Genomic DNA, 19799 nt, shown 5'->3' on the forward strand with positions numbered 1-19799 from the left:
GCCGTCGCTGTTCAGGCGATAGTTGCGCTGATACCTTGAATGCCCAGCCAACAAGGAGGAGCCATGTCCATCAATTCCCCGGAATCAATGCCCGACGAGAACCCACCGGAACCGGCCGCCGCTAACGGGAACAGCAGCGACGGCGGTATCCCGGAGGGTAGAGAGGGCGTGGGGCTGGGTGCCACCAAGGAGCCGAACACCTTCGAGCCCGAAGAAGACCCCGACGCCTCGGCTGACGAGGAAACAGAGCGGTAATCCTTGCGGGCCGTATTCCCGCGGCTGTGCGTTACCAGATTTGGCCAGCGTGACCAGACTTTGCGTCAGGCCCTTGCGCTTTGGCTGAGATGCGTGTCACACTCATTCTCGATACGCATCGACGATACGCATCGACGACGCCCGGCTTCGGCTGAGGACCGCGACGGCCACATGACGAAAGGGAGCCAGTGCCAACCAGCAAGGATGTGGCCGCCGCGGCCGGCGTCTCCCAGAGCACGGTTTCCTACGTCATGAGCGGCAAGCGGCCCATTTCGGAGAAGACGCGCCTGCGGGTGGAAGCTGCAATCGAGCAGCTGACGTACCAGCCGAATGCTGGAGCCCGTGCCCTCGCCAGCCGCAAATCCCAGGTCATCGGACTGGTTCTCCCCATTACCCCCGAAGCACATTTGGGGTCCCTGATGGAATTCATCGCCGTCATCGCAGCCACGGCCCGGCGGCACGATCACGACATCCTGCTGGTTACGGACGAGGAAGGCAGCCAGGGCCTGGAGCGCGTGGTGGGGCAGCAGCTGTGTGACGGTTTGATCCTGATGCAGGTTGAAGCGGAGGACGAGCGGATTCCGGTGGTCCGGAAGCTGCGCGTTCCCGCGGTCTTCATCGGGATCCCGGACGACTCCGCCGGCCTGAACTGCATCGATGCGGACTTTGCCCGGGCCGGTGAACTGTGCGTCGAAGAGATGGCAGCTGCCGCCCACACCAGCGGAGTCATCATCGGCTGGCGCCCCCGGCTGGTCGGGAGCAGGCTGAACTACGTCGGCAGGTTCCTGGGCGGGGCCGATGCCGCCGCACAAAGGTTGGGCGTGTCACTGAGCCATGTTCCCGCGACCTCGGACCGCGGAAGTATTGAAGCCGCGGTGGACGCCTGCATTGCGGGGATGGAGGGGAAGCCAGCCTTCGTTTCCCCTGATATGACCGTTTTGGAACTCCTTCCCCGTATCCTCCGCGAGCGCGGCCTGGAGCCTGGCAAAGATGCGTCCGTCATCGGGATGGGCCCAGCTCCCCAGGCATTGATCGAGCTTCAGGAATCCACCGTCCTGGATCTCCAGCCGAGGCTGGTTTCGCAGCGCGCCGTGGAGATCCTTTTCAGCCTGATGCAGGCAGACAACCCAGACCCGGGGGGACTGCTCGAGCTCATTCCACCGCTGGTGACCCACCGACACGGCACCGCGGAGCCTCCCGTTCCCGTACCTCAGTCCACCCGCTAGCAGTCCTTCCGGCTCTCCCGGCCCACCCCCCACCTGGAGTGTCACCTGAAAATACGGTTCGTCGATACGCATCGATGAATCGATAAGTCCATACCAACCCAACCGAAAGACCGGGCGGCGACGCCCCGGTTCCCAGTACAAAGGACCTGATAATGAAGTCAGCTTTCACAAAAACCAAGGCCGCCGCCGTCACCGTTACAGCGATCGCGGCGCTTCCGCTGATCCTCTCCGGCTGCGGGGCCAGCAGTCCCGCGGCAAGCGGGCCGGTTTCCGAACTCACGGTGGTGGACTACTACAACAATGAGCCCGACAAGACCGTCATCGGTGACACACTGGTTGCCTGCGGAACCGAGTCCGGTGTCACCATCAAACGGGAAACGGTGCCCGGCAAATCCCTCATTGCCAAAGTCCTGCAGCAGGCATCCTCCAAGACCCTGCCGGACGTCCTCATGCTGGACAACCCCGACCTCCAGCAGATTGCCTCCAGCGGAGCCCTGGCGCCACTGAGCGACTTCAAGATCAGTACGGACAATTATCCGCAGGGCATCCTGAGCGCCGGCACGTACAAGGACAAGGTGTACGGACTGGCGCCTACGGTGAACACCATCGCGCTCTTCTACAACAAGGACCTGCTCGACCAGGCCGGAGTGACCCCGCCCAAGACCTGGGATGAACTCAAGGCGGCAGCAGCGAAACTGACCTCCGGCGGCCAGTACGGACTGGCCTTCGACGCCAACGCCACCTATGAGGGAACCTGGCAGTTCCTGCCGTTTATGTGGTCCAACGGCGGCGATGAGAAGAACATTGCCACCCCGGAAACGGCCGAGGCGCTGGAACTCTGGACGGACCTCGTCAAGAGCGGATCGGTGTCCTCCTCCGCGCTGAACTGGACCCAGGCCGACGTCAACGATCAGTTCATAGCGGGCAAGGCCGCCATGATGGTCAACGGTCCCTGGCAGATTCCGGTGCTGGACAAGCAAAGTGCCCTCCACTACGGCGTGGTGAACATCCCGGTCAAGGATTCAACCAAGACGGCCGTCGGTCCGCTGGGCGGAGAGGTCTGGACCGTGCCGCAGACAGGCAACAAGGCCAAGCAGGCAAAGGCCGCGGAAATCGTCGGCTGCATGAACAGCGACAAGAACCAGTTGGCCATGGCGAAGGCCCGCAACACCATTCCATCCAAGTCCACCCTTGCGGCGCAGTTCGCCGCCGAGAACCCCAAGCTCGCCTCGTTCACCGAGCTGGTCAAGACCGCCCGTGCCCGCACCGGGCAGCTCGGCGAGGACTGGCCCGCCCAGGCAACCAAGATCTACACCGCGATCCAGAACGCGCTGACGGACAAGGCCAACGCCACGGATGCCCTCAAACAGGCGCAGGAAGGCTAGGGATCGGTCCCGATGTCAGCAGCAGTCCAATCGAGGCTTCACCTCACGGTGCCGGAAACACAGAACGACGCCGGTCCCCGCCGCCCGGGCTACCGGCGACGGGAGCGCATCTACCAGTGGCTTTTCCTTGCCCCGGCTGTGGCCTATCTCGTGCTTTTCTTCGGCTACCCGGTGGTGAAGAACGTCCTGATGAGCTTCCAGGACTACAGCACCGGCACTTTCTACACGGGGGAAGCCCCCTGGGTGGGCTTTGCCAACTACGTGACCGTCCTGTCGTCGTCGTTGTTCTCCACCTCGCTGATCAACACCGCCCTCTTCACGGCCGGCTCGATTGCCGGGCAGTTCGTGCTGGGCCTGGCACTGGCGGTTTTCTTCAAGCGCAAGTTCCCGCTCAACGGGATGCTGCGCTCCCTCCTGCTCCTGCCGTGGCTGCTGCCGCTCATCGTGTCCAGCGCCGTGTGGCGCTGGATTCTGGACAAGGACAGCGGGGCACTGAACAACTTCCTGGAGAGCGCCGGGATCATCAGCACCGGGATCCCGTGGCTGACCAGCACGTCACTGGCCCTGGCCGCCGTCGTCGGGGTCAACATCTGGATCGGCATCCCGTTTAACGTCACGGTCCTGTACGGCGGTCTGCAGGACATCCCCGACGAACTGTATGAGGCGGCGTCGCTGGATGGTGCCACTGGGTGGAAGGCGTTCCGCCACGTTACCTGGCCCATGCTCCGGCCCGTGGTCAGCGTGGTCCTGGTGCTGGGAGTGGTCTACACCCTGAAGGTCCTGGACATCATCCTGGGCCTGACCAACGGCGGTCCGGCCAACTCCACCCAGACCATCGCCACGCAGTCGTACGCCCTGTCGTTCCAGGACTTCAAGTTCGGCGAGGGCGCGGCGATGGGCAACATCCTGGTGTTGATATCGCTGGTGTTCGCAGTTCTCTATCTCCGCGTCAACCGACGCGCAGTTGACGAGTGAGGATCTCCATGACCACCAACACGCAGCTGAACAGCGCGGGTACCGAACGTCCCGTGGGGAGCAGGTCCGGTCCGGCTGCCGCCCGCTACAGGCAGGGAGGAACCACAGCCCTGGCGATAGTCTTCCTTTCGATCATGCTTTTCCCCGTCTATTGGATGATCAACGCTTCCCTGCAGCCCAACGGAACCACGCTGCAGACCTCGTGGCTGCCCTTGGCGCCGGACTTCAGCGGCTACGCCACAGCAATCAGCCAGCAGGGCCGGAACCTCGGAACCAGCCTGATGGTGGCCCTGGGCAGCGTGGTGTTCAGCCTGGCCATCGCGGCGCCCGCGGCCTACGCCCTGGCCTATTTCAAGGTCCGCGGCGCGGGCGTTGTGCTCTTCGCCATCCTGATCAGCCAGATGATCCCCGGCATCGTGGTGGCAAACGCGCTGTACACGGCGTACAACGACCTTGGGCTGCTGAATTCCATTCCCGGGCTCATCCTGGCGGATTCCTCGCACGGCATCCCGTTCGCCATCCTCATCATCAGGGCCTTCATGAACAACATGCCCGCGTCCGTCATCGAGGCCGCCAAAGTGGACGGTGCGGGGCATCTCAGGGCCTTCTGGTCGATCGTCCTGCCCCTGAGCCGGAACGCGCTCATCACCGCCGGGCTGTTCACGTTCCTCTTCACCTGGAGCGACTTCCTCTTCGCGCTCACCCTGACCACCACCGACGACGTCCGTCCCGTCACGCTGGGCATCTACCAGTACATCGGGGCGTACGTGAACGACTGGAGCTCCGTCATGGCGACAGCGGTTTTGGCCTCCATCCCCGCCATCGTCCTGCTCATCGTTGCGCAGAAGTACGTGGCTGCCGGCACCGCCGGCGGCGCGGTCAAGTGACGCAGACGAGCCCTCAATCCAACGCACCACGCACTGCCAGAACCACAAGGAGAATGCAATGAGTAACACCGCCCCGATCAGGGTCACCGTCTGGAGCGAAAACCGGCACGAGCAGGAACACGAGCACGTGGCCAAGCTCTACCCCCAGGGAATGCACGGCGCCGTCAAGGAGGGCATCGAGGAAAACCTGGGTGCCGCCGTCGACGTCCACACCGCCACGCTGGACGAACCCGAGCACGGCCTCACCGAGGAAGTCCTGGCCAACACGGACGTCCTCACGTGGTGGGGCCATATGGCCCACGGCGACGTCGACGACGAAATCGTCGAACGCGTCCACCGCCACGTGCTCGCCGGCATGGGCCTGATCGTGCTCCATTCCGGCCACTGGTCCAAGATCTTCACCAAGCTCATGGGCACCACGTGCACCCTGCGCTGGCGCAGCGAGCAGGACCGGGAACTCGTGTGGACGGTGGATCCCACCCACCCCATCGCCAAGGGCGTGCCACATCCCATCATCATCGACGAGCAGGAAATGTACGGCGAATTCTTCGACATCCCCACCCCGGAGGAACTGGTCTTCATCAGCTCGTTCAGCGGCGGCGAGGTCTTCCGTTCCGGCTGCACCTTCCGCCGCGGCCACGGCAAGATCTTCTACTTCAGCCCCGGAGACCAGGACTACCCCGTGTACCACCACAAGGACATCCGACGGGTGATCTCCAACGCCGTCCAGTGGGCCGTCACGGACCGGCCCCGGCGCGAGCTCCCGGAGCTGCTGCGGTACGACACCAACGAGTTTTACAAGGGCGCCGGATACCAGGGCGCCACCGCGATCTACGAGGAAAACAACGCATGAGACGGCTTTTCACAACAATCGACGACGACGGCACACCCCTGAAAGTGGTGGTGGTGGGCGCCGGGGCCATGGGGCGCGCCTGGCTGGGGGCCGTGGAGGCCTCGCCGTTGGTGGAGCTCCGCGGCATTGTGGACCTTGACCTGGACGCCGCGCGCGCGAGTGCCGCTGCGATCGGCAAACCGGAGCTCCCCGTAGGGACCGGGACAGCGCGCCTGGCTTTCGACGTCGGCGCCCAGGCGGTCATCAACGTCACCGTTCCCGCCGCCCACCACCCGGTGTCCACCGAGGCGCTCTTCGCCGGGCTGCCCGTGCTGGGCGAAAAGCCCGTGGCTTCCACGGTTGCCCAAGGCCTGAGCCTGGCCGCCGCCGCCGAGGTCACCGGCCAGCTGTTCATGGTCAGCCAATCCCGCCGGTACAACGTCAACCTGTTCGCAGCCAAGGCGCTCGCCGGCGGGCTGGGGCGGCTGGGAATCCTGTCCGCCGACTTCTTCAAGGCACCGCACTTCGGCGGCTTCCGGGACCAGATGGACCACCCGCTGCTGCTGGACATGGCCATCCACCAGTTCGACATGGCGCGGTTCCTCCTGGACGCTGATCCCGTGTCCGTCTTCTGCGAGGAATACAACCCCGCGTGGAGCTGGTACCGCGGAGATGCGGCAGCCGTCGCTTCCTTCGAGATGTCCGGTGGCCAGCGCTTTGTGTTCAACGGAAGCTGGTGCAGCCCCGGCCAGGAAACCTCATGGAACGCTGCATGGCGGCTCGGCGGCGAGCACGGGACGGTGCTGTGGGACGGGGACAATCCGCCGACGGCGAGCCTTGCTTCTGCGGACATCGGGGCAGCGGGGAACACCGCCGTCGAGGAGGACCAGGCTGTCGTGGAGGACCCGGGTACTGAAGTGCACGGCTCCCTGCGCGAGTTCGTTATGGCGCTCCGGACAGGGACCCCACCCATGGGCCAGGTACACGACAACATCCTCAGCCTGGCCATGGTGGAGGCCGCCATCGAAAGCGCCGCCACGGGCCGGCGTGTGCGGATCGACGCGCTGCTGGAACGCTCGTACGCAACGGCGGTCCTGGACGAGGCGCGGCCTGACGTCGCCGCGGTTCTGCAGTCCTGGTCCACGGAGGGCGCCTTCTCCGGCGCTGGAATCCTCGGTGGGGCGGATGGCGTGGGCGCGGCACGGCCCCTCGGGGTCTAGCCCAGGTCACCGGCATCTTCCCGAAGACTTCTGGACCGAATCACGGGCGGCTCTGCGTCATGGCCTCTTCGAAGGCGGGCAGGCTGCGTTCGATCATGTCCTCGTTCGCAGTGAGGGACATCCGGAAGAAGCCCGGGGTCTCGAACAGTTGGCCCGGCAGCACGAATACATCCCGGCGGGCGAGCGATGCGGTGAACGCCTCGTCGTCCGGGATCGGCGTCGGGATGTAGAGGTAGAACGTTCCCTCCGGCCGCCGGACCCGGTAGCCCATGCTGCCGAGTGCTTGGGCCAGACGGTCCCGGCGGCGCTGCAGTTGGCCGACGTCGATGGAGAACTTCTCGAGCTCAGGAAGTGCATGCTGCAGGAGGCCGTTCGGGTACACCCAGCCCATGGCCACCTGCAGGCTGGTGATGGCGTGGCTCATCCCCTCCCCACGGGGCATGGTGGGTGGCAGTGCCAGGTAACCCACCCGCTCGCCAGGAGAGAGATGGGTCTTGCCGTAGGAGTAGGCCAGCAGCGTGTACGGATAGAACTCCGCCGGGCTGTGGAAGCGCAGGCCGTCGAACACGATCCGGTTGTAGGGCTCATCCGAGACGAGGTAGATCCGCCGCCCGATCCTGGCCGAGGCCGCGTCTAGCAGATCCGCCAGCCGGCGCAGCAGCTCGGGCGGGTAGATCCGTCCCGTGGGATTGTTGGGCGAATTGACGATGACCACCCGGGTGCGCCCCGTAATGGCCGCATCGATGGCGTCGAGATCCAGGTCGAAGGTGATGGTGTTGATTTTCACCTTCACCGGCACGAGTCCCGCCTCGAGCACCAGCGGCTCATACAGGAACCATGGCGGCAGGCTGTATATGACCTCGTCGCCGGGATCAGCCACGGTCTTCAGGGCCAGCGCTATGGCGGCGAATCCCCCGGTGGTGAGGTAGATGTCCTCCGGCCGGAACGGCACGGCCAGCAGCCGGTGCAGGGATTCCGCAGCCGCCTCCCTGGTGGCTTCGTCGTTGGTCTGGTACGCGAACCACTGATCATGCCGCGGAATCAGGGCGTCCCGCAGCGCACGGACGTAGCGGTCCGCCGGCATCTGGTGCGGGTTGCCCAGCGTGAAGTCACAGGCGCCCGGCATGAGGTGGCGGCGGGCGTAGTCGGATTCGTTGAGGAAGGCGTCAATCCGCCTGAAGGATGGGATGGATGCCAGCCGCGCTGCGCGGTCCGACACCGCATCGTCGTGACCAGGAGAGGCCCCGGCTGTAACTGATGGATCGTTCATGTCAGCGCCCCTCTGCATGGCAGGTCGGATGGGCAGCACGCTTCTGAGCCAGCGGAGGCTGTGGTGGGACCCATTGTGGACCGCCCCGCTGGTTGAAGTAAAGGCCTCGGTGACGGCAGCACATGCCGTGGCGCCAAGGGCGTGACGACGGCGGATAGCCCGCCATGTGGCGGTTTGAGCGCGGCCCTTTGGGTGTTGCTGGCGGTTAGAATCGCTGAACGGAATGCCTAGGCTGAGTTCCAGGTCACAACGCGGTGACCAGCCACCAGGAGACACCATGAAACCGATCCACAAAGCCCCGCCCTTTGATGTTGAGCTTGGCGCGACACTGACCGCCTTGGGGGATCTGCTCAACCCCACGCTGACACCGGACATGATCTCCGGGATGCGGGGCGCGCCGCTTACTTCGCCCATCGAGGAGCAGCTCGCAGGCCACGCCGTACGGCACGTTGAGCGGACCATCCCTGGCCCCGAAGGCGCCCCCGACCTGATTGTTTCCATCTTCTCCAGGATCGATCATGTCCCCGGCGGCCCCGGAATTTATCACACCCACGGCGGCGGCATGGTCATCGGGGACCGCTTCCTTGGAGCGGACATGCTCATCGAATGGGTCGAGCTCATGGACGCCGTCGCGGTATCGGTTGAATACCGTCTCGCCCCTGAAAACCCGGACCCGGCCCCCGTGGGGGACTGCTATGCGGGACTCGTCTGGACGGCTGAGCACGCTGAAGAGCTCGGCTTCGACCCGGAGCGCCTCATCATCGCCGGGGCGAGTGCCGGCGGCGGGCTCGCCGCAGGAGTGGCCCTGATGGCGCGGGACAAGGGAGGTCCGGCTTTGGCTGGCCAGGTGCTGATTTGTCCCATGCTCGATGACCGCAACGAGACAGTGTCCAGCTACCAGATTGACGGCTTCGGGCTGTGGGACCGGACCAGCAACGACACCGGCTGGGATGCATTGTTGGGACACCGGCGCAAGACGGCGGACGTGTCCATTTATGCGGCCCCGGCCCGGGCAACTGACCTGTCCAACCTGCCGCCCGCCTTCATCGACGCGGCCACTGCAGAAGTCTTCCGGGACGAGGTGGTTGCCTACGCCAGTGCCATCTGGGCTGTAGGAGGCGTCGCCGAACTGCACGTATGGGCAGGCGGATTCCATGGTTTCGACATGATCGTGCCCCAGGCCGCGTTGTCGATCCAGGCGCGCGAGGTGCGGACCAAGTGGGTTCGCCGCATTCTCGGCGCGTGACGCTCCTGGTGGTCGGGGCGACGAATGGTGGGCGGAGTAAAATTCGTCCCACAAGCTAATTCGACGAGCGGCAGATATGCAGGGATTGGTGTGGCGCCTCAAAGCGCTCGACCCTGAGGCCTCCGAAAGCCTTAAGGTGATTGCCTACTTTGACGCGCTCGTTGACGGACACGCCAGTGCCCAGGTTCTCCTGAGCGGGGCCGCGGTATTGAGTGGCTGTGCGGCAGGGTACGTCGCGGACGGGGGTTCCCTCCGCGTCGACGCCTCCGGCTCAAAAACCGGTTCCGGCGAACCTGGCACCTGGCCCGGCCACGATTTCAGTGACGGCGGACGGGTGTGGATTGAGCGCACCGGCCAGGCCTTCGCCAACGATGAAATGATCCTCGAGCGCGTGGCCATCGCGCTCGGCATCTCCTTCGACCGCACCAGTCCGGTGGCCGCTACCCGCAGAGCTATCGAGACGATTATTGATGGCGCGGCACCCCTGGACAGGCGGATGGATGCTGCCGCCATGCTTCGCCTCGACCGTGGGAAGAGCTACCGGGTGGTTGCCGTCCCGGCATCCACGGACCTGCCGGGACCAAGTGCGGTGGTCTACACCGGGGTTGGTCCCGTGCGGGCGGCCGTACTCCGGCTGTCCGGAGCAGAGCCCTCCGGCACCCCGTCTGACTCCCGCTCGGGCGTTGGCCTGGCCACGGTGCCCAGCGCGCTCGACCGGTCATGGGCATCGGCCCTCCTCGCACTGCGGCTGAGCAGTCCCCAGCATCCGCGGCAGCTGGCTGATGACCTGGGCAGCCTTTTGGTGTTTGCCGGGCTTGCCGATTCATCCGGGCTCGAAACCCCTGACCTCACGGCGCTGAAACAGCTTCTGAAATTGCAGCCCAAAGCGCTGGCGCTCCTTGAGTCCGTTGCCGCAACGAACAGCCTGCGGGCCGTCGCCGAAGAGGTCGGCCTGCACCACTCCACTGTGCAGAGCCGGGCGGTTGACTACTCGACGGCGCTGGGGTTCGACATCCGCACAGCGCCGGGACGCGTGCGCTTGTCACTGGTACTGACGCTGCTCAGGCTCTCCACCACCACGTTCGGTCAGTAACCACCCCGTTGCCCGCGCGAACTGGCAGCTAATCCCCTCAAATTTGGATTTTGAGGGCATTAGCTGCCAGTTCGCGCGGTCAGGTCCGCACAGTGGGGGTTCAGGCCAACCGGGCGATGCTTCTTCGGCTGGGGCGGGCCGCTGTGCCGTCGGAAAAGAGTTCGGGAGTGGACGCCTGAATCCTCTTGACGTCCTCGAATACACCGCGGAGGTGAAAGCGGAGGGAACTGTCGGCGTCCATCAGGTTGTTGGCTTCGAGGGCATCCACCACAGCTGTGTGCTGTTCTATGAGTGTGGAAATCGGCCGCGTATCTATCAGGCTCAGTCGGCGCGCCCGGTCCAGATGCGCCTTGGCTGAGTTGACGGCTGCCCAGGCCGATTCGTGCCCGGCCAGCCGGAGGAGTTCGCGGTGGAAATCCTCGTCCAGGCGGAAGAACTCCTCCACGTCCCCGCTGGAGTCAGCGTCCGTCTGGCTTTGGAGGATTTCCCGGAGTCCCGCAATGCCGGCATCGTCCACAACGGCATCGCGCAGGGACGCGCATTCGATGGCCTCGCGGACAAACTGCGCTTCCGAGACCCGGACCAGATCCACGAGCGAGACAAACGAACCAATCTGCGGAAAGACCTGAACCAGTCCCTCTTCGCGCAGCAGAATCAGGCTTTCCCGCACGGGTGTCCGGCTCACGCCCAGTTCCTGCGCAAGCTCGTTTTCGGACAGCGGTTCACCGGGGGAAAGCTGCAGGGAAATGATGCGTCGCCGGAGCGTTTCCAGCGTCTGGTCCCGTACGGACAGTCGGGGTGCTTTTCCGGTGCCGCTTTTATCCGTTGCCATGCTTCCAGTCTATTACCCTTGACACACTAGAATGGTAGTGCTTGTATGGTAGTAGTAAAAACGAGTCGGCACCCATACAGAAGTTAGTGCCGGCCTCCTGAGCTTCAACTCTCCCCTTCGTTTTTCATCGCCTGCAAAGGAGCAACTGATGACCGAGAGCATCGCGCCACCCACTACCAAGGTGGAGCCCAAGCCAACCCGCGAGTTGGCGAAGGTCGCCGTCTCCGGCTGGCTTGGAACCGCCATGGAATTCATGGACTTCCAGCTCTACTCCCTGGCCGCCGCCATAGTCTTCAACAAGATCTTCTTCCCCGAGGTGAGCCCGGTCATCGGCCTCATCGCCGCGATGGCCACCTACGGAGTGGGCTATGTTGCCCGCCTCGTGGGCGCCATCTATTTCGGCCGCATGGGTGACAGGATCGGCCGCAAGAAGGTCCTGTTCATCACCATCGCCCTCATGGGCGCCTCAACCACCCTCATCGGCGTTCTGCCCACCTATGCAATGATAGGCATCTGGGCACCGATCATGCTCGTCGCCCTGCGCCTTATCCAGGGCTTCGGTGCCGGCGCCGAAATCGCAGGTGCCACCGTGATGCTCGCCGAGTTCGCTCCGGCACGGCGGCGCGGCCTGATCTCCTCGCTCGTCTGCCTCGGCACCAACTCCGGCACGCTGGCAGCCTCCGCGTTGTGGGCCATCCTGGTCAGCGTCCTCCCCGAGGATCAGCTGCTCAGCTGGGGCTGGCGCATCCCGTTCCTGGCCAGCTTCGTGCTGATGATCTTCGCGGTCTGGATCCGCCGCTCCCTCAAGGAGAGCCCGGTCTTCGAACAGCGCGAGGACGTGGTGGACGGCGTTGCGCTGTCCAAGAAGGAAATTGCTAAGGCTGCTGAGCTGGCAGGCACCAGCACCATCGAAGCTGCACTGCACCAGCGCAAGGGCAAGGCGTTCCTGATCGCCCTCGGCCTCCGCTTCGGCCAGGCCGGCAACTCCGGCCTCGTCCAGACCTTCCTCATCGGCTACCTGGCAACCGTCCTGCTGGTGGACAAGAGCGTCGGCACCACGGCCATTGTTTACGGCTCCCTGCTGGGCTTCATCACCATCCCCATCATGGGTATCCTCGGTGACCGCTTCGGCCGCAAACCTCTATACCTCGTACTGAGCGCCCTGACCGCACTGTTCGCCGTTCCTATGATGATGATGGTCACCAGCGGCAACACCACCGTCATCACCATCGCCATCGTGCTCGGCCTGAACCTGGGTGTGCTGAGCCTGTTCGCCATGGAAAGCGTCACCATGGCCGAGTTCTTCGGAGCCCGCACCCGCTTCACCCAGCTGGCGCTGGCCAAGGAAATCGGCGGCATCCTTGCCACGGCCATCGGTCCGCTGCTTGCCGCCACGCTCACCGCCGTCACCGGACACTGGTGGCCGCTGGCCGCGATGCTGGTCGGCTACTCCCTGATCACGCTGGTCTCCGCTGCAGTCGGCCCCGAGGTCCGCGGCCGCGACATGGTCCGGCTTGAGGACGCGGTATGAAAGCCGTCGTTGTCCACGGACCAAACGATCTGCGCATCGATGAACGGCCCGAACCCGTTGCCGGCCCCGGCGAGGTGGTGCTCGACGTCGAATGGGGCGGTATCTGCGGCTCTGACCTTTCGTACTGGCGCCACGGCGCTTCGGGGACTGCGGCGCTGAAGTCGCCGCTGGTCCTCGGCCACGAGGTGGCCGGCCGGATCGCCCGGTTGGGCGCCGGAGTGCAGAACCTCGACGTCGGCCAGCCGGTCACCGTGCACCCTGCAGAACTGGTGGGGGACGGCACCATGCCGGAACGGCTCAAAGGAAGGACCAATCTCTACCCGAGCGTCCGGTACTTCGGTTCGGCGGCCTTCGATCCGCACACCGACGGCGGATTCAGCGAACGCAAGGCAGTCCGGGCCTCACAGGTCCGGCCGCTGCCGGAAGGTGTTGACACCCTGCGCGGCGCGCTCGCCGAACCGCTCGCCGTCGCCATGCACGCGGTGGGAAGAGCGGGATCCCTCGCCGGCCGGGACGTCCTGGTCAACGGTGCCGGACCGATCGGCTCGCTGGTTGTCGCTGCGGCCAAGTACGCAGGGGCCAGGACGGTGATCGCCGCGGACATCAGCGAGGCGTCGCTGCGGATCGCCAAGGCCATGGGCGCCGATGAGCTCCTGAACGTCTCCGGCGGCGGCGCCCTCCCGGAGGACATGGAACTGGTATTTGAGGCTACCGGCATCCCCGGCGTGCTGGGCGGTGTCCTTCGTGCAACTGCCCGCGGCGGAATCCTGGTCCAGGTGGGCAACCTGCCCGGCGCTCCGGCTCCAGCGGCGTTGGGAGACCTGGTGACGCGCGAGATCACGTGGATCGGCTCCTACCGGTTCGTGGACGAGATCAGTGACGCCCTCCGCGCCATGGCCGATGGCCTCGACGTCTCCCCGGTCATCACGCACAAGTTCGGGATCGACCAGGCCGCGGAGGCGATGCGCGTCTCGGCGGATCCGGCTTCCGGCAGCAGCAAGGTCATGCTGAAGCTCAGCTGAGCGTCCAACTAATGACCGCCCCAACTGCGACCTACTTGAACATTTCCACTCACCTAAGGACCTAACCAGTGAAGATCACCGACGCACGGGTGGTGGTTTCGTCGCCCGGACGGAACTACGTGACGCTCGTTATTGAAACCGAGGACGGCATCACGGGCATCGGCGACGCCACCCTCAACGGCCGCGAGCTGGCAGTAGCGTCATACCTGTCCGAGCACCTGTGCCCATTGCTGATCGGCCGCGATGCCCGCCGGATCGAGGACGCCTGGCAGTACTTCTACAAGGGTGCCTACTGGCGCCGCGGACCGGTGACCATGACCGCGATCGCCGCTATCGACGTCGCGCTGTGGGACATCAAGGGCAAGGCCGCCGGGATGCCGGTGTATGAACTGCTGGGCGGCGCGGCCCGCGAGGGCGTGATGGTCTACGGGCACGCCAGCGGATCCACGCTGGAGGACCTCAGCGCCGACTTCCAGCACCACCTGGACCTCGGTTACAAGGCGATCCGGGCGCAGGCGGCCGTTCCGGGGCTGGAGAAAACCTACGGGATCGCACCGGTGGACGGCAGGACGTACGAACCTGCCAGCGGCAACGTTCCGCAGGAGGACGTGTGGGAAACCACTGCCTACCTCGACTTCGCGCCAAAGATGCTGGCGCATGTCCGCGAGGAGTTCGGCTACGGCGTCCACGTCCTGCACGATGTCCACCACCGGCTGACTCCGATCGAGGCCGGCCGGCTGGGCGCGTCCCTGGAACAGTACCGCCCGTTCTGGATAGAGGATCCGACGCCGGCCGAAGACCAGTCCGCGTTCCGCCTGATCCGCCAGCACACCACCACGCCCATCGCTGTGGGCGAGGTGTTCAATTCGATCTGGGACTGCCAGCAGCTGATCACCGAACGCCTGATCGACTACATCCGCACCTCCGTCTCGCACGCCGGAGGCATCACCCACCTGCGCCGGATCTTCTCCTTGGCCGACCTGTACGGGATCCGCTCGGGTTCGCACGGGGCGGGTGACCTTTCGCCGGTGTCCTTCGCGGCGGCGCTGCACGTGGACATGAGCATCCCCAACTTCGGTATCCAGGAATACATGGGCCACCGGGACCCGGCCAACGAGGTGTTCAAGACCTCCTACACCTTCACGGACGGCTACATGCACCCCGGAGAGGCCCCCGGCCTGGGCGTGGAATTCAACGAGGAAGCAGCCGCGTTCTTCCCATTCGATCCCAAGTACCTGCCCATCAACCGCCGGCTCGACGGATCGGTGCATGACTGGTGAGCAAATCAACGCAACAGAATCAGCCGTTCGACGTCGTCGTCATGGGGGAGATCCTGCTGGAGGTGGCCACCGACCTGCCCTTCGGCCACGGCGTTCCGGCCCAGCTCGGTATCTCCGGCGATGCGTTGAACGTCGCCGCTGCTGCGGCGGCGGCCGGCGCCCGCGTGGGGCTGCTGTCAGTACTGCCCGACGACGACCTCGGCCAGGCGATCGCGGCCAGGATCCGGGAACTCGGCATTTCCGGCGAACTGCTCAAGTTCAGGACCGGCCAGCAGGGTGTGTACCTGGTCCACAGCGACCCGGACGGGCAGCGCGAATTTTCCTACGCCCGCTCAGGCAGCGTGGGCTCGACGCTTGACCCCGACGACGTTGACGCCACCGTCTTCTCGGCCGCCGGCGCCGTGGTGGCGGGCGGTATCGCGTGCGCCATTTCGGAATCGTCCCGAGCTGCGGTCCTGAAGGCTGCGGCGCTGGCCAGACGCTTCGTGTTCGATCCGAACTTCCGCCCCCGGCTGACGTCCGTGGAGGATGCGACGGCGGCACTCCTGCAGATCGCACCGCGAAGCTACCTGGTCACCCCGTCGTTTCCCGGCGAAACGTCTGCGCTCCTGGGCTGCGCCACGCCGCAGGAGGCTGCCGCCAAGCTCCGTGGCCTCGGCGCAGTGAACGTGGCCGTGACCTGCGGGGCAGAGGGAATCCAGCTTGAAGGTGACCAGCTTTCGTCCTGGGTTGCCGCAATTCCTGCCCCGTCAGTGGTGGACCAGACAGGCGCGGGTGACGCCTTCGTGGGCACATTGACGGCCCGGATGGTGCTGGGGGACAGCTTCCCCGTGGCTGCCCGGTACGGCGCCGCCGCCGCTTCGCTGGTTGTCGGCGGCAAGGGCGGAACCGGCTTCATCCCCACCTTTGACCAGACCCGCGCGCACGCCAGCGGAGCCCCGGAAGGAGCGCAGCCATCGCACGCCTAAGCACTTCCTCGCTGGCGGCGAACGGCGGCCATCAGGCCCTCTTGCCGCGGGACAAACTGCAGCCCGGGATTGTCCACCTGGGCCTGGGCGCCTTTGCCCGCGCCCACACTGCGGTAATGACCGAAAACGCGATGCTTGCCTCCGGCGATTCGGATTGGGGGATCACCGGAGTCACGCAGCGCTCGGACACCGTGGCGCGGCAGCTGGCACCGCAGGACGGCCTGTTCACCGTGACGGAGAGGGGAAGCGGTGCCGCGCCGCTGCGGATCGTGTCGAGCATCGTCGAGGCCATTTCAGGACGGGACAACCCCCGTGCCGTGACGGACCACATTGCCGCCCCGTCGACGTCGGTGGTGACCCTCACCGTCACGGAAAAGGGCTACCGGATCGATCCGCACACCGGAACGCTCAACATCAACGATGACCAGGTGCGGGCGGATCTTGCCGGACAGGCGCCGCAGACCTCGATCGGGCAGATCACCAGGGGACTCCAGGCGAGGGCCCGCACGGACGCCGGGCCGCTCACCGTCGTCTCCTGCGACAACCTGCCGGGCAACGGAGAGCTCACCGCCAGGCTGGTTCATGCCTTCGCAGCGGCGCTCCCCTCGGCCGAGGCGGATCCGCTGGTGTCCTGGCTGGACGCCAACGTCACCTTCCCCAACACGATGGTGGACCGGATGGTGCCGGCCACCACGGCAGGCGACCTTGACGCCGTCGAGCGTGTACTCGGGCTCCGGGACGAGGCTGCCGTGGTGGCCGAACCCTTCCTGCAGTGGGTCATCGAAGACAACTTTGCCGCGCGCCGCCCGCGGTGGGAGGACGCCGGAGCGCTGTTCAGCTCCGACGTTGCCGCGTGGGAGGCAGCCAAGCTGCGCCTGCTGAACGCCAGCCACTCGATGCTCGCGTATCTGGGGCTGGCCACCGGCAAGCAGACCATCAGCGACGCCGTGCGGGAGGACGCGTTCCTCACCGCCTGTGCGGGCATGATGGCGCGGGAAGCCCTGCCCACAATAAGCCTGCCGCAAGGACTGGATGGCGAGGCGTACTGTGCCCAGGTGCTCAGCCGTTTCGCGAACCCCGCCCTGGGGCACACCACGGCCAAGGTGGGGAGCGACGGTTCCCAGAAGATCGGGCTGCGGCTGCTGACAACGGTGCGGCGCAACCTCGACGCCGGCAGCGAACCGCGGTGGGCCGCCCTGGCCGTGGCCGCCTGGATGCACCATGTGGCGTCCACACCGGCGGCGGACCTCAACGATCCGCTCGCTGCGGAACTCCAGGCGGCCCTTCCCGCGACACGCACTGCGGCCACCGTGGTCCCGGCGCTGCTTGGATGCCGCAGCATCTTCGACGGCGGGCTGGCAGCACACCGGGGTTTCTCGGACCTCCTCACACACTGGTACCGCATCATTGACACCCACGGGCTGGACGGCCTGAGAAATGAGATCAACCATGGCTGACGCCACCAGCGTCCTGCAGGTTTCCCCGGTCATTCCTGTGGTGACCATCGACGATCCGCGGCACGCGGTTCCCGTCGCCAAGGCACTGGCCGACGGCGGCATCCGCATCATTGAGCTCACGCTGCGGACCGACAGTGCGCTCACGTCCCTGGCACTCATCGCCAACGAAGTCCCGGACATCCTGGTCGGCGCGGGCACAGTCCTCACGGCTGCGCAGGCGGACGCCGCCGTCTCCGCCGGGGCCCAGTTCCTGGTCAGCCCCGGCGTGACGGCATCATTGCTGGACCACCTGCTGACCCTCGGCCTCCCGGTGCTGCCCGGCGTGGCGACGGTGGGGGAAGTGATGGCTGTCCAGGAGCGCGGCCTGGCGGCCATGAAGTTTTTCCCGGCCGGGCCAGCCGGCGGACCCGCGTACCTGGCCGCGATAGGGGCCCCCATCCCGCAGGTCCGGTTCTGCCCCACCGGCGGGGTGAGCCTGGCTTCCGCGCCGGATTACCTGAAACTGCCCAACGTCCCGTGCGTCGGCGGCAGCTGGCTGACACCCCGCAGCGCCGTGGAAAGCGACGACTGGAGCCAGATCACCGCGCTGGCCCGGCAGGCAACGGAGCTCCTGGGCCGGCCGCTGGGTTAGCCCAGCTCGCCGGTCCCCGGCCGCGGGGAGGGGGAGGACCCGGGACCAGAGTTCGTCTGGGATCTCCCTCACGCTATTCTGCATGCTTGCCTGCGCTGATACCGTGGTTGCCACCCATCAAGGAGGAGTCATGACCATCAGCTCACCTGATTCATTTCCCAGCGACGATCCGCAGGAAGTGGCAGCCCCTGGCGAGACCGGAAACAAGAAGGCCGACGGCGGGATCCCGGCCGGGGATGAAGGTGTTGGCCTGGGTGCCACGGGGGAGCCCAACACGTTTGAGCCCGAAGACGATCCCGGGGCTGCAGACACGTAGCCGACGGGCTGGTTGCAAATGCCCCCGCCGAGAAAACCATTTGCCGAAAAAGAGGTAGTCACCGACTACGCATGGCAGGGCGAGGACGACCCTGCCCGGCTGGACGCGGCCACCATCATTTTCCGTCCCGGCAGGCTCAGTGCGCATGGGATCTCACGCACTCATGCCTACGCCTTGAGCTGGGCCTTGGAAACCGGGGACCAGTGGATCACCAGGAGCCTTGCGGTGTCCGTTCACGGCCAGGGCTGGAGCCGGTGGCTTGAGCTGGAACGCACCCAAGGCGGGGCCTGGACTTCACAGGCCGGGGCCTCCGGAGAAACATCCCTGCCGCCTCCGGGCATCATCACCGCCGCTGCGGACCTCAGCGACGCACTGGACTGTGACCTTGGGTTATGCCCCATGACAAACACGATGCCCATAAGACGCCTGAACCTTCTGTCTCCGGCGGCCTCCGGCCAAGAATCAGAATTGACCATGGCATGGGTGGACGTTCCAAGCCTGAGAGTGTTCCCCAGCAGGCAGAGATATAGCAGCTCAGGAGCCGCTGCCCACGCTGTCCGCTTCAGCTCTGAGGATGGAAATTTCACGGCAGAACTCACAACTGACCAGCACGGAGTCGTGACACGGTACCCGGGTCTTGCCACGCTCCGGCCTTAGCGTGCCCGGAATCAGACCGTCTCCGGGACCCGCAGCACTTCCAAGGCTGTCAGCCATGCCTTTTCCAGGATCCGCAATACCAGGGCGCCCGCTGGGTCGTATGCGCGGGCGGGGCCGGCAGCTGACATTCGATCACTCCCGCGCTTGACCAGAGCGTTCCAGATCTTCGCGGGAGCCAGGACAATGTCGAAGCGGGTGCGTGCCCAGCCGCGGCTGGACAGATTTCTTCCGTCGGGCGTGGGAGTGCCCGGGGACTGGGGTTCGAACCTCTTGATCAGGGATTCCTTGACGCCGAACACGCTGTCGCCGATGTCGATCTGGGGATCACCCTCCACAAAGATGTGTGTCACGAGGGTCCGTAGTCCCGTGGCTGTGACCATAAAGTGCAGATGCGAAGCCCGGACCGGGGAGCGGCCTGTGGCTTCGAGCATCCTGCCCACGGGCCCGTCGTGGGGAATGGGGTACGGCGTGGGAGTAAGGCCCCAGAATGCGTACTTGCCGTCGTTCGTCCGCAAAGAGGTGCGCCCGTCCGGCCACTCTGTGGTCTGTGTACTGCACATCATAGAAACCGTCCTCGTCCGCCTCCCAGACCTCGATCCGCGCGCCTGGGACCGGGCGGCCTTCGGTGTCGGTGACGGCACCTTCAATCCCGGCGTTTCTCCTCCGGATGCCCGGCCCTGGTGATCCGCGCCAGCGCTGCAGCCCCCAGTTCCGGG

At 65.6% G+C, this 19799-nt stretch carries 19 protein-coding genes and 1 pseudogene; 17 read left to right on the forward strand and 3 right to left on the reverse strand.

From position 1 onward, the window contains the following. Window positions 1-63 precede the first annotated feature (63 nt). The 7 genes from QFZ30_RS01105 to QFZ30_RS01135 all read left to right on the forward strand — a co-directional run bounded on the left by QFZ30_RS01105 (window position 64) and on the right by QFZ30_RS01135 (window position 6780). Window positions 64-255, forward strand: coding sequence for a hypothetical protein (locus QFZ30_RS01105; RefSeq protein ID WP_307072668.1), 192 nt, complete (start codon window positions 64-66; stop codon window positions 253-255). Between the two features lie 188 nt (window positions 256-443). Further along, window positions 444-1481, forward strand: coding sequence for a LacI family DNA-binding transcriptional regulator (locus QFZ30_RS01110; RefSeq protein ID WP_307072669.1), 1038 nt, complete (start codon window positions 444-446; stop codon window positions 1479-1481). A 152-nt stretch (window positions 1482-1633) separates the two neighbouring features. Continuing rightward, a complete protein-coding gene (locus QFZ30_RS01115) occupies window positions 1634-2866 on the forward strand; it encodes a sugar ABC transporter substrate-binding protein (RefSeq protein WP_307072671.1) in 1233 nt (410 codons plus the stop codon). 12 nt (window positions 2867-2878) lie between these two features. Continuing rightward, window positions 2879-3841, forward strand: coding sequence for a carbohydrate ABC transporter permease (locus QFZ30_RS01120; protein WP_307072673.1), 963 nt, complete (start codon window positions 2879-2881; stop codon window positions 3839-3841). An 8-nt stretch (window positions 3842-3849) separates the two neighbouring features. Next, entirely contained in the window at window positions 3850-4728 is an 879-nt protein-coding gene (locus QFZ30_RS01125) for a carbohydrate ABC transporter permease (RefSeq protein WP_373462798.1), read from the forward strand. Between the two features lie 58 nt (window positions 4729-4786). Next, window positions 4787-5581 (forward strand): ThuA domain-containing protein, encoded by a 795-nt coding sequence (locus QFZ30_RS01130; protein WP_307072675.1) that lies wholly within the window; start codon window positions 4787-4789, stop codon window positions 5579-5581. Next, window positions 5578-6780, forward strand: coding sequence for a Gfo/Idh/MocA family protein (locus QFZ30_RS01135; protein ID WP_307072678.1), 1203 nt, complete (start codon window positions 5578-5580; stop codon window positions 6778-6780). Before QFZ30_RS01130 ends, QFZ30_RS01135 begins: the two co-directional genes overlap by 4 nt. A 40-nt stretch (window positions 6781-6820) precedes the next feature. Here QFZ30_RS01135 and QFZ30_RS01140 read toward each other — a convergent pair whose 3' ends face one another. Next, window positions 6821-8050 carry an aminotransferase class I/II-fold pyridoxal phosphate-dependent enzyme gene (locus QFZ30_RS01140; protein ID WP_307072679.1) on the reverse strand — a complete coding sequence of 410 codons (1230 nt, stop codon included), beginning with the start codon at window positions 8048-8050 and terminating at the stop codon, window positions 6821-6823. 277 nt (window positions 8051-8327) lie between these two features. Between QFZ30_RS01140 and QFZ30_RS01145 the strand changes: the two genes are divergently transcribed. Together QFZ30_RS01145 and QFZ30_RS01150 are read left to right on the forward strand one after the other, a co-directional pair. Next, window positions 8328-9296, forward strand: a complete 969-nt coding sequence (locus QFZ30_RS01145; RefSeq protein WP_307072682.1) for an alpha/beta hydrolase — start codon at window positions 8328-8330, stop codon at window positions 9294-9296. An 88-nt stretch (window positions 9297-9384) separates the two neighbouring features. Next, window positions 9385-10389 carry a hypothetical protein gene (locus tag QFZ30_RS01150; protein ID WP_307072684.1) on the forward strand — a complete coding sequence of 335 codons (1005 nt, stop codon included), beginning with the start codon at window positions 9385-9387 and terminating at the stop codon, window positions 10387-10389. Window positions 10390-10489: 100 nt separating this feature from the next. Here the strand turns inward: QFZ30_RS01150 and QFZ30_RS01155 are convergent, their stop codons facing one another. Further along, window positions 10490-11221 carry a GntR family transcriptional regulator gene (locus tag QFZ30_RS01155; protein ID WP_307072685.1) on the reverse strand — a complete coding sequence of 244 codons (732 nt, stop codon included), beginning with the start codon at window positions 11219-11221 and terminating at the stop codon, window positions 10490-10492. Between the two features lie 148 nt (window positions 11222-11369). Between QFZ30_RS01155 and QFZ30_RS01160 the strand changes: the two genes are divergently transcribed. The 8 genes from QFZ30_RS01160 to QFZ30_RS01195 all read left to right on the forward strand — a co-directional run bounded on the left by QFZ30_RS01160 (window position 11370) and on the right by QFZ30_RS01195 (window position 19083). Further along, entirely contained in the window at window positions 11370-12752 is a 1383-nt protein-coding gene (locus QFZ30_RS01160; RefSeq protein ID WP_307072687.1) for an MFS transporter, read from the forward strand. Continuing rightward, complete coding sequence (locus QFZ30_RS01165; protein ID WP_307072689.1) at window positions 12749-13774, forward strand: L-idonate 5-dehydrogenase; 1026 nt, start codon at window positions 12749-12751, stop codon at window positions 13772-13774. Before QFZ30_RS01160 ends, QFZ30_RS01165 begins: the two co-directional genes overlap by 4 nt. A 68-nt stretch (window positions 13775-13842) precedes the next feature. After that, complete coding sequence (gene manD / locus QFZ30_RS01170; protein ID WP_307072691.1) at window positions 13843-15054, forward strand: D-mannonate dehydratase ManD; 1212 nt, start codon at window positions 13843-13845, stop codon at window positions 15052-15054. A 41-nt stretch (window positions 15055-15095) separates the two neighbouring features. Further along, window positions 15096-16022, forward strand: a complete 927-nt coding sequence (locus QFZ30_RS01175; RefSeq protein WP_307079968.1) for a PfkB family carbohydrate kinase — start codon at window positions 15096-15098, stop codon at window positions 16020-16022. A gap of 41 nt (window positions 16023-16063) precedes the next feature. Next, window positions 16064-17479, forward strand: coding sequence for a mannitol dehydrogenase family protein (locus QFZ30_RS01180; RefSeq protein ID WP_307072693.1), 1416 nt, complete (start codon window positions 16064-16066; stop codon window positions 17477-17479). Then, a complete protein-coding gene (gene eda / locus QFZ30_RS01185) occupies window positions 17472-18110 on the forward strand; it encodes a bifunctional 4-hydroxy-2-oxoglutarate aldolase/2-dehydro-3-deoxy-phosphogluconate aldolase (protein WP_307072695.1) in 639 nt (212 codons plus the stop codon). The genes QFZ30_RS01180 and eda overlap by 8 nt, the downstream gene beginning before the upstream one ends. 130 nt (window positions 18111-18240) lie before the next feature. Further along, window positions 18241-18426, forward strand: a complete 186-nt coding sequence (locus QFZ30_RS01190) for a hypothetical protein (RefSeq protein ID WP_307072697.1) — start codon at window positions 18241-18243, stop codon at window positions 18424-18426. Between the two features lie 18 nt (window positions 18427-18444). Next, window positions 18445-19083: a putative glycolipid-binding domain-containing protein gene (locus QFZ30_RS01195; RefSeq protein ID WP_307072699.1), complete on the forward strand. Its 639-nt coding sequence runs from the start codon at window positions 18445-18447 to the stop codon at window positions 19081-19083. 167 nt (window positions 19084-19250) lie between these two features. Here QFZ30_RS01195 and QFZ30_RS01200 read toward each other — a convergent pair. Further along, window positions 19251-19728 (reverse strand): annotated as a pseudogene (locus tag QFZ30_RS01200) (dioxygenase family protein); the annotation flags it as partial. Window positions 19729-19799 lie beyond the last annotated feature (71 nt).

The sequence above is a fragment of the Arthrobacter pascens genome, assembly GCF_030815585.1.
In the GTDB taxonomy this organism is placed as follows: Bacteria; Actinomycetota; Actinomycetes; order Actinomycetales; family Micrococcaceae; genus Arthrobacter; species Arthrobacter pascens_A.

Coding starts and splice junctions, on each gene's coding strand:
- QFZ30_RS01105 (WP_307072668.1), top strand. CDS start 64: ATGTCCATCAATTCCCCGGAATCAATGCCCGACGAGAACCCACCGGAA.
- QFZ30_RS01190 (WP_307072697.1), top strand. CDS start 18,241: ATGACCATCAGCTCACCTGATTCATTTCCCAGCGACGATCCGCAGGAA.
- QFZ30_RS01135 (WP_307072678.1), top strand. CDS start 5,578: ATGAGACGGCTTTTCACAACAATCGACGACGACGGCACACCCCTGAAA.
- QFZ30_RS01140 (WP_307072679.1), bottom strand. CDS start 8,050: ATGAACGATCCATCAGTTACAGCCGGGGCCTCTCCTGGTCACGACGAT.
- QFZ30_RS01120 (WP_307072673.1), top strand. CDS start 2,879: ATGTCAGCAGCAGTCCAATCGAGGCTTCACCTCACGGTGCCGGAAACA.
- QFZ30_RS01195 (WP_307072699.1), top strand. CDS start 18,445: ATGCCCCCGCCGAGAAAACCATTTGCCGAAAAAGAGGTAGTCACCGAC.
- QFZ30_RS01165 (WP_307072689.1), top strand. CDS start 12,749: ATGAAAGCCGTCGTTGTCCACGGACCAAACGATCTGCGCATCGATGAA.
- QFZ30_RS01145 (WP_307072682.1), top strand. CDS start 8,328: ATGAAACCGATCCACAAAGCCCCGCCCTTTGATGTTGAGCTTGGCGCG.
- QFZ30_RS01155 (WP_307072685.1), bottom strand. CDS start 11,221: ATGGCAACGGATAAAAGCGGCACCGGAAAAGCACCCCGACTGTCCGTA.
- QFZ30_RS01125 (WP_373462798.1), top strand. CDS start 3,850: ATGACCACCAACACGCAGCTGAACAGCGCGGGTACCGAACGTCCCGTG.
- QFZ30_RS01175 (WP_307079968.1), top strand. CDS start 15,096: ATGGGGGAGATCCTGCTGGAGGTGGCCACCGACCTGCCCTTCGGCCAC.
- QFZ30_RS01115 (WP_307072671.1), top strand. CDS start 1,634: ATGAAGTCAGCTTTCACAAAAACCAAGGCCGCCGCCGTCACCGTTACA.
- QFZ30_RS01160 (WP_307072687.1), top strand. CDS start 11,370: ATGACCGAGAGCATCGCGCCACCCACTACCAAGGTGGAGCCCAAGCCA.
- eda (WP_307072695.1), top strand. CDS start 17,472: ATGGCTGACGCCACCAGCGTCCTGCAGGTTTCCCCGGTCATTCCTGTG.
- QFZ30_RS01130 (WP_307072675.1), top strand. CDS start 4,787: ATGAGTAACACCGCCCCGATCAGGGTCACCGTCTGGAGCGAAAACCGG.